Origin of the sequence: Paenibacillus sp. FSL F4-0122, assembly GCF_038002845.1 — a bacterium.
GTDB classification, from domain to species: domain Bacteria; phylum Bacillota; class Bacilli; order Paenibacillales; family Paenibacillaceae; genus Paenibacillus_AQ; species Paenibacillus_AQ odorifer.
Window position 1 is genome coordinate 4,431,358 of sequence record NZ_JBBODI010000001.1, and the last position, 15,023, is coordinate 4,446,380.

Consider the following 15,023-nt stretch of genomic DNA (forward strand, 5'->3'; position numbering starts at 1 on the left):
AAGCAAATCAATGTTGGAAAATATGAAAGGCGCCATCTTTGATCTGGACGGCGTGATCGTAGATACAGCCAAATATCATTATTTGGCGTGGGCGAGTCTTGCAGATGAGCTTGGCTTTAAATTCACGGAGGAGGATAATGAACGGCTTAAAGGTGTGAGCCGGCTGAGATCGCTTGATATCCTGCTGGAAGTGGGTGGCCTGGAATTTGAGGAAGCAGAGAAGCAGGCAATGGCGGAGAAGAAAAACCGCCTGTACGTAGAATACATTTCTCGACTCGAGGAATCGGAGCTGCTGCCTGGAGTGAAAGAATACCTAACAGGATTGAGATCACGTGGGATTGGGATTGCGCTAGGATCAGCCAGTAAGAACGCTGAGTTTATTTTGAATAAGCTGAACATTACAGACTTATTCGATGCAGTTGTTGACGGCAACAAAGTGTCACTAGCCAAACCTGACCCAGAGGTATTCCTGATCGCGGCTCAAGAGATAGGCTTGCAGCCGGATGGATGTGTTGTGTTTGAAGATGCTGAGGCAGGCGTTCAAGCAGGTAAAGCTGCTGGAATGAAGGTTGTAGGTATCGGCAAACCTGAGGTGCTGAAAGAAGCTGATCTGGTCGTAAAAGGATTGTATGAGCTGCTGACAGACTAAATTTCTAAATGAACAAGGGACCGACTCCAAAGTAGCGGATGACTTTGGGGGCGGTCTTTTTTTGTGCAAAGTCTCTGTATTTAGCTAGCTCAGACTGTCTATCGGACCTCATAGTCGCTATTAGCCAAAATTCGGCTTATTTGCGAACCTATCGGACTCCATAGTCTCTATTGGCTCGAAAAGCCCACATATCGCGTATGTTTGGAACGAATAACGCCTCTGGAGTCCGAAACTCCTCGTAAAAGCCAAAAATCAGCCAAATAGCAGCATCTGAGTCCGATCGCTCATCGTGAAGGGGTGTGTGGGAATGTAAAACGCCGAATAAGTAGTTAGCTACACATTAAGTAATCCAAAAGGTTAGTATTAAGCTCAGACGGTGATCGGACCCCATAGTCGCTATTAGCCGTATAGTAAATAATTCAGAAGGTTAGTCAAAAAGCTCAACAGTTTATCGGACCTCATAGTCTCTATAAGTAATAATTCGGCTCATATGCGAACCTATCGGACTCCATAGTCGCTATTGGTTCGAAAAGCCCACATATCGCGTAGTTTGGAACGAATAACGCCTCTGGAGTCCGAAACTCCTCGTAAAAGCCAAAAATTAGCCAAATAGCTGCATCTGAGTCCTATAGCTCATCGTGAAGAGGGCGTATGGGAATGCAAAACGCCGAATAAGTAGTAAGTCGCACATTAAGTAATCCAAACGCTCAACAAGCAGCAAAGCCGCACATCCGGTAATCCTAACGCACAACAAGCAGCTAAATAGCACATCAAGTAATCCAGACGCCCAACAGCAAAGCACATTCAAGTATTGAAGTACTTGAGTGTTCAAGTGTTCAAGAACATACATCGCACTTCTTCCATATAGAGTTCATTCCTCCTAGCCCCACGCAGTGGTCTTTACGCCGTCCGCCCCTTTTTCTGTTTGCGGTTTTTAAGAGTTCGTTGATGGAGTTGCGAAGTGGAGGTTTGGAGCTGGAGAAACGCCAGTGGTCGCCTTTATCCTCGGATTTCTACCGCTCAGCGGTATAAAATCAGGAAATCTGAGGATAACAGCGATCGTAAGCCCAAACGCTCCACGTAGTGGCGAACATATCATCGTGCTCTTTTTATCCGTCCAACAGAAAAAACTACATACAAATGAACATAAAAAACTTTAAAATAAACATATGTAAGCGTTTATCACTTTGATATAGTTATTGAACCCGGAGGTGCATCTCGATGTTGTCTAGGCTGATTCGGCCGATTCTGAAGCTGAACGTCAAACAGCAGCTTATCCTGCTGTTTCTGATTATGATCTCGCCCATTCTGTTTTTGAACATTTACGGGAATATGAAGGCTGAGCAAATTCTGAAGCGCCATGTGACGAATGCTTATGTAGAGCTGAACAAGCAAAACTTCACCATCATTAACCGAGATATCGATACCGTAAATAAAATTACTACCACTGTAATTCAAAACCCTCTGATTCAGCAGATTAATATGACGGGTTCGGATACCATCCTGGAGCGGGTTAAACGCTATGAGACGATAGAGAAGCTGTTGGTCAGTTACTCGCAGGGAGCTGAGCGTGGGGACGGCATCTATTATTCCCTTTATATATACGATCCCGAGGATTATTATTTTTTTGCACCCAATTTCCCACAGGTTAAGAAGGCGGGGGTATATTTCTTTTCCAAAGCGGAAGAGCCATATTGGTTCGAGGAGGTTGTCCAGAAAAAGGGCCGCGGATCTCTAAAATTCACAGGGAAGCTAAGTGCGCAAGCGGAAAACTTGAAGACTCTTACCTATATGAGAGCTGTCAATAACATCTCCAGGAAAGCTGAGACTATTGGGGTCTTAGTCATTACCAAGATGGACGCGAAAATCGGAGAATCCCTCAAATCCATATCGTTGCCTGATGGTGATATTTACTTAACGGATCTGGATAATCGTGTACTCGCTTCTACTACGAATAATACTGGTGAGATCATTACGTTGCCGGAAACGGTCATTGCTGAGGATTTGGAAGGTACCGTGGATGTTATTACCTCGGATTTTATTTATGTGGTCAATAATAACCACGCCTTAGGACAGAAGCTAGTCTACAAAATCGCCGTAAAAGCACTGCTGCAGCAACAAAACGAAATGAAAAGTGTGATTCAATACATAACTGTGGCCTATGCTGTTTTTGGATTAATCATGATTACTTATTTCTGGCGTTCATTAATGACGCCTTTGCAAAAGTTAGCCTTTTTCGTCCGAAAGTTTGAGCCAGGCAATCGTGTCCCTGAGACGCCAAAAAGAGGGAGTAACGATGAGGTCAGTGTGCTGATTGGATCTACCTATGACATGGCCCGCAGGCTAAATGGACTAATTACTTATAAATATCAGATGGAGCTAAAACAGAAGGAATCACAGCTTCAACTGCTCTATCAGCAGATCAATCCGCATTTGCTCTACAACACTTTAGAGAGTATTTACTGGAAAAGCTCGCTGGAAGGCAACGTTGAATCCGCCGAGATGATCAAGGAATTATCCAAGCTTATGAAGATTAGCCTCAGTCGGGGAAGGGAGCTGATTAGCCTTGAAGAAGAGCTGGAGCATGCAACGGCCTATATCAAGCTGCAGCAGCACCGGTATGATTATATATTTCGTGTTGTAATGGAGATTCACCCAGATACGAAAAGAAATCTAATTCCTAAAATTACCCTGCAGCCGTTAATTGAGAATGCTATTATTCATGGTGTCAAAAATATGGGCGAGGATGGGGAAATCATCATTAGCGCAGTTTGTGTGGACGATACCGTCGAGATCACTATTGAAGATAACGGATATAAGTCTGTTGATTATCAGGCCATTGAAGCTGTGCTGAATGACGACAGTCCAAATCCGGCCAGCGGTTACGGGATTCGCAACATTAACCAGCGCATACATTTACACTTTGGCTCTGATTATGGCATCAGCTATACGCCTCGTAAAGAGGGCGGTACATTGGTGACGGTTAAGCTTCCGAAATCAGAGAATCAGGACTAAGGAAGGGGAGCATACAGATATGTTCAATATATTAGTTGTGGATGACGAACCTTTGATTTGTAAAGGGCTGAGCAATTTATTAGCTTCTTCGGGGTTAAACATAGACCATATTTATACAGCAAACAGTGGTTTTGAAGCGCTGGACTGCATTCGGATGGAGGAAATAGACCTGCTCGTTACTGATATTCAGATGGGCGCAATGAGCGGGATTGATCTAATGCAGCATGCAAAATTGGCCAAACCCTGGGTACAGACCATCGTGATTTCTGCACACGAGACATTTCAATATGCGCAAATGGCGGTTAGGCTTGGCGCGAAGGATTATTTGATCAAACCTTTGAACAGTGAGCAATTTCTGGATTCGGTGCGAAATGTGCTGCTTAAGATGGGCAAACCATCACCAGAATTGGACATTTTCATGTCAGGGATTAACGAAAGCTTTCGGCTGGAAGAGCCGCTTCCGGAATACAGCAAGTTATTAAATGAGCTGCTCAATGAGCCTGAAGGTGTACTGTGTGATGCAGAACGCTTACAAAAGCTGGATAACCTGAAGCTGCAAGGGCCGTATTTTTCCGTCTTAAAAATTAAGGTGCCTCTGGCTGGAATGAATCAGGAGAAGCACTACACCCTGCGGGACAGACGGCTTCTTTGTTATGCCGCGCTGAATATCGCCAAAGAGCTGATGGATCAGGAGTGGAACTCGACAGGCTTTTACGCAGAGGATGAAGAAATAACGATCATTATTCAATGGGATGAAAAAAGCTATGAAGATTCGTCTGCCAGTCAAATCAATAGGCTAGATATTCTTGGCCGCAGTCTTCATTTTAATATTCAAAAATATCTGCACTTAAATGCAGTCATCGGCATCAGCCAGATTCTCAAGGGTCTATCATTTATGGCTGTATTGAACCGTCAAGCCTCCAAAGCCATTCTTTGGAATAATGAACATAATGACCATTATGTGTTTTACTACGGGGATTTTAATTGGAACAGCTACACAACCGATCCTTCAGTAGAAGAGCTTCATACACGCAGCAATCTGATTGTAGAGAAAGCAAGAGAGTATATTGACGAGAACTATGCGCAAAAAGGATTAACCATCCATGAAGTGGCTAAGAAAAACCATGTCAGTCCTAATTATTTGAGCTATTTGTTTAAGAAAAATACAGGTTACAACCTGTGGGAATATGTAATTAAGCTGCGGATGGAAGAAAGCCGGGACATGATTTTGAACACTGATCTTCGCAGATACGAAATTGCCGAGCGTGTAGGTTATGAATCACCGGAGCATTTTAGTAAAATTTTCAAAAAATATTATGGGATTAGCCCCAGTGAATTGAAGAAGTAAAAACACATACTACTTCGGTAGATTTAGACATGTTCAGTACAACCCTCATTTTCTACAATTTAAGGTAGGAAGCATTTTGCGAAAAATGCTGAAAGAAAAATGGAATGAGGGAGCCTGATGAATCAAACCGCAGTTGTATCCGAAAATCCGCCGGCGCTGAAGGGTACACCTTACAAGCAAAACCGCTGGAAGAAAAACTTTTGGGGATATATGTTCCTCGTACCTGCTGTGATTATTTTTGTAATGTTCCTGTGGGTGCCAATTTTTAAAGGCTTGTTGTACAGCTTCTACCATGTTGATTTTGTAAAAGGGAATAGCTTTGTTGGCTTTGAGAACTACGCTAGAGCCCTTAGTGATCCAGATGTTTTGACCGCGTTAAAAAATACGGGGTATTACATGCTTCTATGTCTTATTATCGGGTTCTGGGTTCCGATTGCTTTTGCCATTATGATCTCGGAGCTGAGAAGGTTTGGGGGCTTTGTACGGGTAGCGGCTTACCTTCCTTTCGTTATGCCTGGTGTGGTTCTATATGGACTCTGGAGATGGATTTATGATCCGGTGGGCCCAATCAATGCGGTATTAAGCTCGCTTGGTGTGGACCAGGTTGCCTTCCTGACAGATACAAGGTGGTCGATGATTTCTCTTGTTTTTATGGAGACGTGGCAGCAGTTTGGATCAGGGATGTTAATATACTTGGCTGCTGTACTCAGCATTCCGCGGGATTGGTATGAAGCAGCTGAGATTGATGGGGCTGGTGTGTGGGCACGTATAAAGTACATCACATTGCCTTCGCTACGTAATTTGATCATTTTGATGTTGATATTACAGATTATCGGGACTTCACAAGGGTATCAGTCACAAATGGCGCTGCTTGATGGTGGGCCGAATAATACTACGCTTACCTATGCGCTGCTGATCGTAAAATATGCTTTTACGCGACTCGATTATGGAACAGCGACTGCGCTTGGCATGCTAATGTTCATTGTCCTAGGTGGTTTGGGCATTTTACAGTTCAAGCTTAACAAGGAGGACAACTAAGATGAAGAGCGCAGATAGAGGGATTCTCTCAGAACATGATTTGAAAAAAACAAGCAATAAGATCGTTTATGGCTTGATGTGCGTGGTTATTTTGATTATGGTGTTCAGCATGCTGTATCCGATCTGTATGACGTTATTTAACGGACTGAAATCGAATCAAGAGGTGAACTCATTCCCACCGCATTTTTTCCCGCAGGAATGGCACTTCAGCAACCTTAAGGAAGCGATGAATTACATTGATCTGCTGATGTTCCTTAAAAACACCATTTATATTTTTGTGGGGAATATGGTCGTGACACTAGTAGTATTGGGAATGTCTGCTTTCAGCATTTCTCGTATGAATGTCCCTTACAGAAAGGCAATTTATTTCTTTTTCCTGATGACATTGTTTATTCCGGCGACCAGCTATATGATTCCCAACTTTGTCAATCTAAAAGAGCTTGGATTACTAAATCAGTACGCAGCATTTTGGCTGCCGGCTGGTGCGAATACATTCTATTTTCTACTCTTAAAGAACTTTTTTGATGGGATACATCCTGAAATTTTTGAAGCCGCGCGGATTGACGGTTCCTCTGAGCCGAGAAGCTTTTTCTCCATTGCAGTGCCATTGTCGGTTCCGATTTTTGCTACGCTGGCGATCTTTATCTTTTCTACAGCATGGAATGACTGGTTCTGGCCATCTCTGGTTATGCACAGTGAAGAGAAATATACGCTCGCGACAGCAATCTATAAATACGTTATTAATGTAAAGGCACTTAATACGAATATTAAATTCGCCATCCTATTTATCGTATCGTTGCCGCCGATCCTTGTCTTCCTGATCTTCCAAAAGTTCATTATGCGTGGCGTCGCATTATCAGCAGTTAAGGGATAAGCAAGGATCGACGGATTTAGTCACGGATCGTAAACATGCACATGAAAGGAATATAAATGCACCTCGTTTGTAAACGATTTCTCTTTTATGATCGATATGTAAGATAACTATGAATTGAAAAGGGGAGTTTCAATGCGTAAGTACTCTAGCGTGCTACTAAGCCTCCTTGTGGCCGGATCGTTGTTAACCGCTTGCGGCGGTAATAACAATAACGGAAACACGACAGGAAACAAGGAAGGGGAAGCGACTACTGCGCCAACGAATGCTGCAACAGATAATGCTGGCAGTGCTACAGCAGCGCCAACTGATGATATCACACAAAGAAAAGTGACCATCAAAATTCACTATCCAACCCCTGACCTAACCGAAGTTAGAGCACAGGAAGATGACAAGATCAAACGTTTCCAAGAGGAATATCCGAATGTTGAAATCGTCAAAGACGATTGGCAGTACAATGTAAGTGAAATCGGCATCAAAATGGCAGCGAATGAAGCTCCAACCTTCTTTAACACCTACGCTACAGAAGCAAAATTCCTAGTTGAAAAAGGCTGGGTAGCTGACATTACGGATCTGTGGAATAAATACGAATTTAAGGATCAAATTAACCCGGTTCTCCAAAATCAATTTATCATTGACGGTAAAGTCTTCGGCGTAACTCAAAAGGGTTATGTAACAACCACAATGATCAACAAAAAAATGCTGGACGAAAAAGGCGTTGCTGTTCCACCTATGGATTGGACTTGGGATGATATGCTGAATACCGCGAAAGGCGTAGCTGATACCAAAAAAGGTATTTCCGGTATTGCTCCAATGGGTAAAGGGAATGAAGCAGGCTGGAACTGGACCAACTTCCTGTTCGAAGCTGGCGGTGAAATTCAGAAGATAGAAGGCGGTAAGGTTGTAGCTACTTTTAATTCTGAGGCTGGGATTAAAGCGCTGGATTTCTACAAGAAACTTAGATGGGAAGCAAACGCGATTCCTCAGGACTGGGCACTGGGCTGGGGTGATGCTGTAGGCGCATTCCAACAAAGTCGTACAGCAATGGTAATGGCTGGATCTGACGGTGTTATTGAGCAAGCGTTGAATCAAGGCGGTCTGAAACCAGAAGATGTACTTACGTATCCAATGCCTGCAATGGAAAAAGGCGGAAAACACACCGGGGTACTTGGTGGTGACTACCTTGTAATCAATCCAAATGCAACACCAGACGAGCAAGAAATGGCATTCCGTTATATTACATTTGATTACTTCTCCGATAAAGGTCTAGAAGCACTGGATGCGGTTCTGCAACAACGTACAACGGATGGTAAATACTTTATTCCGCCGCTCTTAGATTACTATTCTGCAGATTCTGACTTCGGCAAGAAAACGAAAGCTGTGTATGATAAATATACAAATGTATATCAATACAGCCCTGATATTTTAGGTTTGCTGGACGGTAAACCGGAAGCGCAATACAATACACAGGACTACTACGCAACCATGTCCAATGTAATTCAAGAGCTGTTCTCCAAAAAAGGAACAGATTCCAAGACACAGCTTGAAGCTGCTGCCAAAACAGTGCAAGAGAAATTCTTCGACACAATTAAAGTAGAATAGCTAGGAAGAACAGAACCGGCTCCATAGGAGTCGGTTTTTTTATGTTTATATTATTGATATTTTTATAAATCAACACGACGGGGGGGCATCCCACTATTTTTTAGAGACCAATGGAAAAATAGAGTGTCAACAAAATTAGGTTTGCTTTTTTAAAATATTTTTGCGAGCGGAAAGGTAGAAAATGGGTATCAGTTCTTGTCTTTTTAAACATAAACTTTAAATTTAAGAAATAATAAAGCATAAATAATGGTAAAAAATCTATAATATGATCGAATGAAAGCGCTTTGAAAACAAATCAAAAAAACTTTATACTTTGTGAAAGATTTCACTATACAAGGTGGAAATGATGTGATAAGATAAATGTGTAGAGAAAAACAACCTAAAAATTGACAGGAGGACGAGGGAGATGGCAGTTAAGAACGAAGTCGCCGCCCAAGTTAAACAAACTACCGCTGAAGAGTATATTCAGACTTTAGTGGATAAAGCGAAAAAAGCACATGAGGCATTCATGGCGCTGGATCAAGAGCAAGTTGACACAATCGTTCATGCAATGGCGTTGGCTGGACTCGACAAACATATGTACCTCGCTAAATTGGCTGTAGAAGAAACTGGCCGCGGGGTTTACGAAGACAAAATTACTAAAAACATCTTCTCGACAGAATATATCTGGCACGGAATTAAATACGATAAAACAGTAGGCGTTATTGAAGACAATGCTTATGAAAGCTTCCAAAAAATTGCTGAGCCCGTCGGAATTGTAATGGGTATCACACCGGTAACCAACCCTACATCCACCACGATGTTTAAAGCGTTGATTTCGATTAAGACACGGAACCCTATTATATTCGGTTTCCACCCATCTGCGCAAGAGTGTAGTGCAGCTGCTGCTAGAATTCTTCATGATGCGGCTGTAAAAGCTGGCGCACCTGAGAATTGTATCCAATGGATTGAAATGCCAACAATGGACAAAACAAACGCTTTGATGAACAACCCTGACGTTGCACTTATTCTCGCAACAGGCGGTTCAGCAATGGTAAAAGCAGCTTATAGCTGTGGTAAACCAGCTCTTGGCGTAGGTCCTGGTAACGTACCTGCATTCATCGAAAAGAGCGCGGATATCGATCAAGCCGTAACGGACATCATTCTTTCCAAAACATTTGATAATGGTATGATCTGTGCTTCCGAGCAAGCTGTTATTATCGAAGAACCAATCTTTGATCAAGTGAAAAAGAAAATGATCGCTAATGGCTGCTACTTTGTTAACAAAGAAGAAGCTGCCAAACTTACTAGCGGCGCTATGAACGTTGATAAATGTGCGGTTAACCCAGCAATCGTTGGACAATCCGCAGTGAAAATTGCTGAAATGTGCGGCATTCAAGTTCCTGCCGGCACTAAGATTCTGGTAGCAGAACTTGAAGGTGTAGGCACTAAATATCCATTGTCCGCTGAAAAATTGAGTCCTGTGCTTGCTTGCTACAAAGTTAAAAACGCAGATCAAGGTATCGAACGCGCAGCACAAGTTGTTGAATTTGGTGGTATGGGCCATAGTTCGGCTATCCACTCCAACAACGAAGAAGTAATCATGAAGTTCTCCAACCGTCTGCAAACAGGACGTATTCTCGTTAACTCGCCTTCCACTCATGGTGCGATCGGCGATATCTATAACACTAACATCCCTTCGTTGACGCTGGGCTGCGGATCTTATGGTCGTAACTCCGTGTCGCAAAACGTTACAGCAATTAATTTGATCAACGTGAAAAGGGTGAATCGTCGTACCGTGAATATGCAATGGTTTAAAGTACCTGACAAGATATATTTCGAAAAAGGCGCTACTCAGTACCTGACCAAAATGCCTGATATCACACGTGTCGCAATTATCACTGACCCAATGATGGTTAAGCTCGGATATGTTGAGAGAGTTGAACATTACCTGCGTCAACGCCAAACTCCTGTAGCGATAGAAGTGTTCTCGGAAGTTGAACCAGATCCATCGACAACTACAGTTGAAAAAGGTACAGCAATGATGAACAGATTCCAACCGGACTGCATCATCGCACTTGGTGGTGGTTCCCCAATGGATGCTGCAAAAGGAATGTGGTTATTCTATGAACATCCAGACGCAGACTTTAACGGTCTGAAACAAAAATTCATGGATATCCGTAAACGGGTTTACAAATTTCCTAAACTTGGAAACAAAGCTAAGTTTGTAGCGATTCCAACTACTTCGGGTACGGGTTCGGAAGTAACATCTTTCGCAGTTATTACCGATAAAACAACTGAACAACACACTAAATATCCTTTGGCTGACTACGAGCTAACTCCAGACGTAGCTATCATTGATCCAGAGTTCGTATATAGCTTGCCAAAAACTGCTGTAGCTGATACAGGTATGGACGTATTGACACATGCCATCGAAGCTTATGTATCTGTTATGGCGAGTGACTACACTGATGGTCTGGCAATTAAAGCAATCCAATTGGTATTCCAATACCTTGAAAAATCGGCGCTTGAAGGCGACAGAGTTGCCCGTGAGAAAATGCATAACGCATCAACACTTGCTGGTATGGCCTTTGCTAATGCTTTCCTGGGTATTAACCACAGTTTGGCGCATAAATGGGGCGGTCAATATCACACTGCTCACGGTCGTACTAATGCGATCCTTATGCCACACGTTATTCGTTACAATGCTAAGAAACCTACGAAGTTCGCTTCGTTCCCTAAATATTCACACTTCGTAGCTGACGAGCGTTATGCAGAAATCGCCCGTATTCTGGGATTGCCAGCTCGCACAACTGAAGAAGGTGTAACTAGCCTGATCAATGCTATTCGCGATATGAACAAAAAACTGGGTATCGAAGAATCCTTCCAACAACTGGGCTTTGATCCTAAGGATTTTGAATCCCGTGTAGATTACTTGGCTGACCGTGCATTTGAAGATCAATGTACAACTGCCAATCCTAAGCTGCCACTGGTATCTGAACTTGCAGATGTGTACCGTAATGCTTTCTACGGAAGATTTGATAATTAATATTTGGTTAAGTAGATAATAGGATGGTTGTGGACTAGATATAAGTGACAAATATCACCGGAAAGGTGATATTTGTCACAGTCTATTTATAGAAAATAAACTAAAATGTTTATATAAACAACGGTCCCATACATGGAACAATGATTGTGAATTTTCGAACAACCATATCTTTCTTGGGATCACGAGACACGGGATCAACCTTCAAGCCCGCGATCTCTACAAATATTATAAATATAGATGGAGGGATTTAGCATGTCGGTGATTGAAAAAGATGTACAAGAAGTGAAATCCGGTTGGAGAAGTTTTACAAAAGGTAAATGGTCCAGAAAAGTTGACGTTAACAACTTTATCGCAAGTAACATTAAGCCTTATGAAGGAAACGAAGAATTCCTCGTAGGACCTACTAGTAACACAACTGAACTATGGAAGATTATTTCCCAATTGAGCAAGGAAGAAAGAGAAAGAGGCGGCGTATGGGATGTTTCCCTAGATACTGTCTCCACAATCACTTCACATGCTCCAGGCTACATTGACAAAGACAAGGAACAAATTGTAGGCGTACAGACTGACGCTCCTTTCAAACGTTCCATCCAGCCATTTGGCGGGATCAAGATGATGGTTGATGCTACGAAGGCTTACGGCTTCGAGCTTCCACAAAACATCGTTGACATGTTTACGAACATTCGCAAAACGCATAACCAAGGCGTATTTGATGCATATACACCAGACATGAGAGCTGTGCGTAAATCCGGCGTAATTACAGGTCTTCCTGATGCTTACGGCCGCGGACGCATCATCGGCGACTACCGCCGCATTGCTCTGTACGGTATTGATTTCCTCATTAAAGACAAAAAACAACAACAAACTGAGCTTGAAGTTGATTCCATGACTGAAGATATTATTCGTTTGCGTGAAGAGCTGTCCGAGCAAATTCGTGCACTTGGCGAATTGAAAGAAATGGCAGCCGCTCATGGTATGGATATTTCCAGACCAGCGACCAACTTCAAAGAAGCTACTCAATGGGTATACTTCGGGTATCTTGCAGCAGTTAAAGAGCAAAATGGTGCAGCGATGTCCCTAGGCCGTGTGTCCTCTTTCTTGGACATCTATGCAGAACGCGATATTGCTGAAGGTACTTTGACTGAAGAACAAGTACAAGAAATCGTCGATCATTTCGTAATGAAACTGCGTATCGTGAAATTCTTGCGTACACCTGACTATAATGATCTGTTCTCCGGTGACCCAACATGGGTAACTGAATCCATCGGTGGTATGGCTGAAGACGGAACAACTCGTGTTACCAAGAACAGCTTCCGTTTCTTGAACACCCTGTACAACTTGGGTCCAGCTCCGGAACCAAACTTAACTGTACTGTGGTCCGAAAAATTGCCTGAAGCCTTCAAAAAATATTGTGCTAAGGTTTCCATTGAAACTAGTGCAATTCAGTATGAAAATGACGATGTAATGCGTCCATACTGGGGTGAAGATTATGCGATTGCTTGCTGCGTATCTCCAATGCGTATCGGTAAACAAATGCAGTTCTTCGGCGCTCGTGCCAACCTGGCAAAAGCATTGCTGTATGCTATCAATGGTGGTATAGACGAAAAATCCGGAGCACAAGTTGGACCGGAATTCCCAGCGATCACTTCTGAATATCTGGATTATGACGAAGTAATGAAACGTTTCAAACCGATGATGGAGTGGTTGGCTAAAACTTATGTTAACACTTTGAACATCATTCACTATATGCATGACAAATATTCTTACGAACGTATCGAAATGGCGCTGCATGACCGTGACATTCTGCGTACGATGGCTTGTGGTATTGCTGGGCTGTCCGTTGCAGCTGACTCACTAAGCGCAATTAAATACGCCAAAGTAAAACCTATTCGTAACGAACAAGGTATTGCGATCGACTTCGAAACCGAAGGCGAATTCCCTTGCTACGGTAACAATGACGATGCTGTAGACAGCATCGCAGTAGAATTGGTTGAAACCTTCATGACTATGATCCGTAAAAACAAAACATATCGTGATTCTGTGCCAACTCAATCGGTACTGACCATTACTTCGAATGTAGTGTACGGTAAGAAGACAGGTACTACACCTGACGGACGTAAGAAAGGTGAACCTTTCGCACCGGGTGCTAACCCAATGCACGGACGTGACAAGAAAGGCGCCTTGGCTTCCCTGAACTCTGTAGCTAAACTGCCTTACTCCGATGCACAAGATGGTATCTCTAACACGTTCTCCATCGTACCTAAGGCACTTGGTAAAGACGAGGATTCCCGTAAGTCTAACCTGGTACACATGATGGATGGATACTTCCATAACAACGCTCAGCATTTGAATGTTAACGTATTTAACCGTGAACAGCTGATGGACGCTATGGAGCACCCAGAGAACTATCCACAATTGACTATTCGTGTATCCGGCTATGCAGTTAACTTCATCAAGCTGACTCGCGAACAACAAATGGATGTAATCAACCGTACATTCCACGGTTCGATGTAATTTGTTTCTCTTTGAATTAGTACTACATTGAAATAATTGCAAGGAAGATACCGCCCTTGTCTCAAGGGCGGTAATATCTTGTTTGAGAATTGTTAAAATTTTAAATTTTATAGCCGCGATTTAGGGATATGACAGTCTCAAAGACAGGAAGCTTCATCGTTGAAAGAGGGACTGTTAGTCTGTCGTGGCGAAAGGATGACATCCTATGATTAAAGGTCGCATACACTCTTTGGAAACCTTTGGAACCGTTGATGGACCTGGTATTCGATTTGTCTTGTTTATGCAAGGCTGCTTGCTGAAATGTCAGTATTGCCATAACCCTGATACTTGGGCTTTAGATGAAGGTAAAGAAATGACTCTAGAAGAAGTGCTTTCGGAGATCGAGCCATATATAAACTACTATCGTTCATCCGGTGGCGGGTTAACTGTATCCGGTGGAGAACCAACCTTGCAGGCGCAATTTGTAAAGCAGTTATTCACGGAAGTGAAAAAACGTTGGAATCTGCATACCACATTAGATAGTAATGGCTACAACGAAGGTGACAAGATTAATGACTTATTGGACGTTACAGATTTGGTTATGCTTGATCTGAAGCATATTGATGAAGAAGCGCATATCAAGTTAACTGGTAAATCCAATGATCGAACTTTGAAGCTTGCACGCTGGCTCTCAGACCATAATCGTAAGATGTGGATCCGACATGTGTATGTACCTGGTATTCATGATCGTGAAGAGGATCTCATTAACTTAGGTCGTTATATTGGAACCTTAAATGGCGTCGAGAAATTCGAAATCTTACCTTATCATCAGATGGGTATCTATAAATGGGAAATGCTCGGCAAAGCTTATGAACTGGATGGAGTACCTTCTCCAACAGAAGAAGAAGTGCAACGGGCATATCGCTTGGTAGAAGAAGGTCGTAAGCAAACGGCATTGGTATAATAGATATATATTTTT

Annotated in this window: 9 protein-coding genes; all 9 read left to right on the top strand. The window is 42.8% G+C overall.

The features are described from left to right. The first annotated feature begins 10 nt into the window (after positions 1–10). The 9 genes from pgmB (at position 11) to pflA (ending at position 15,008) form a co-directional block, all read left to right on the top strand. A complete protein-coding gene (gene pgmB, locus MHH49_RS19085; RefSeq protein ID WP_051491264.1) occupies positions 11–649 on the top strand; it encodes a beta-phosphoglucomutase in 639 nt (212 codons plus the stop codon). Positions 650–1,870: 1,221 nt separating this feature from the next. After that, positions 1,871–3,664 carry a cache domain-containing sensor histidine kinase gene (locus tag MHH49_RS19090; RefSeq protein WP_036682936.1) on the top strand — a complete coding sequence of 598 codons (1,794 nt, stop codon included), beginning with the start codon at positions 1,871–1,873 and terminating at the stop codon, positions 3,662–3,664. Positions 3,665–3,683: 19 nt separating this feature from the next. Further along, positions 3,684–5,012, top strand: coding sequence for a response regulator (locus tag MHH49_RS19095; protein WP_076141627.1), 1,329 nt, complete (start codon positions 3,684–3,686; stop codon positions 5,010–5,012). A gap of 210 nt (positions 5,013–5,222) precedes the next feature. Beyond that, positions 5,223–6,050: a carbohydrate ABC transporter permease gene (locus MHH49_RS19100; protein ID WP_370510615.1), complete on the top strand. Its 828-nt coding sequence runs from the start codon at positions 5,223–5,225 to the stop codon at positions 6,048–6,050. A 1-nt stretch (position 6,051) separates the two neighbouring features. Next, on the top strand, positions 6,052–6,924 hold the full coding sequence (locus tag MHH49_RS19105) for a carbohydrate ABC transporter permease (RefSeq protein WP_036682930.1): 873 nt from the start codon (positions 6,052–6,054) through the stop codon (positions 6,922–6,924). A gap of 132 nt (positions 6,925–7,056) precedes the next feature. Then, positions 7,057–8,523 carry an ABC transporter substrate-binding protein gene (locus MHH49_RS19110; RefSeq protein WP_036682927.1) on the top strand — a complete coding sequence of 489 codons (1,467 nt, stop codon included), beginning with the start codon at positions 7,057–7,059 and terminating at the stop codon, positions 8,521–8,523. 406 nt (positions 8,524–8,929) lie between these two features. Beyond that, positions 8,930–11,551 (top strand): bifunctional acetaldehyde-CoA/alcohol dehydrogenase, encoded by a 2,622-nt coding sequence (gene adhE / locus MHH49_RS19115; RefSeq protein ID WP_038572553.1) that lies wholly within the window; start codon positions 8,930–8,932, stop codon positions 11,549–11,551. A 252-nt stretch (positions 11,552–11,803) separates the two neighbouring features. Beyond that, entirely contained in the window at positions 11,804–14,065 is a 2,262-nt protein-coding gene (gene pflB, locus MHH49_RS19120) for a formate C-acetyltransferase (RefSeq protein ID WP_036682923.1), read from the top strand. Positions 14,066–14,270: 205 nt separating this feature from the next. After that, positions 14,271–15,008, top strand: a complete 738-nt coding sequence (gene pflA, locus MHH49_RS19125; protein WP_036682920.1) for a pyruvate formate-lyase-activating protein — start codon at positions 14,271–14,273, stop codon at positions 15,006–15,008. Positions 15,009–15,023: the final 15 nt, after the last annotated feature.

Excerpts from the sequence above, each read along its gene's own strand:
- pgmB (WP_051491264.1), top strand. The coding sequence starts at position 11 with ATGTTGGAAAATATGAAAGGCGCCATCTTTGATCTGGACGGCGTGATC.
- MHH49_RS19090 (WP_036682936.1), top strand. The coding sequence starts at position 1,871 with ATGTTGTCTAGGCTGATTCGGCCGATTCTGAAGCTGAACGTCAAACAG.
- adhE (WP_038572553.1), top strand. The coding sequence starts at position 8,930 with ATGGCAGTTAAGAACGAAGTCGCCGCCCAAGTTAAACAAACTACCGCT.
- pflB (WP_036682923.1), top strand. The coding sequence starts at position 11,804 with ATGTCGGTGATTGAAAAAGATGTACAAGAAGTGAAATCCGGTTGGAGA.
- MHH49_RS19110 (WP_036682927.1), top strand. The coding sequence starts at position 7,057 with ATGCGTAAGTACTCTAGCGTGCTACTAAGCCTCCTTGTGGCCGGATCG.
- MHH49_RS19095 (WP_076141627.1), top strand. The coding sequence starts at position 3,684 with ATGTTCAATATATTAGTTGTGGATGACGAACCTTTGATTTGTAAAGGG.
- pflA (WP_036682920.1), top strand. The coding sequence starts at position 14,271 with ATGATTAAAGGTCGCATACACTCTTTGGAAACCTTTGGAACCGTTGAT.
- MHH49_RS19105 (WP_036682930.1), top strand. The coding sequence starts at position 6,052 with ATGAAGAGCGCAGATAGAGGGATTCTCTCAGAACATGATTTGAAAAAA.
- MHH49_RS19100 (WP_370510615.1), top strand. The coding sequence starts at position 5,223 with ATGTTCCTCGTACCTGCTGTGATTATTTTTGTAATGTTCCTGTGGGTG.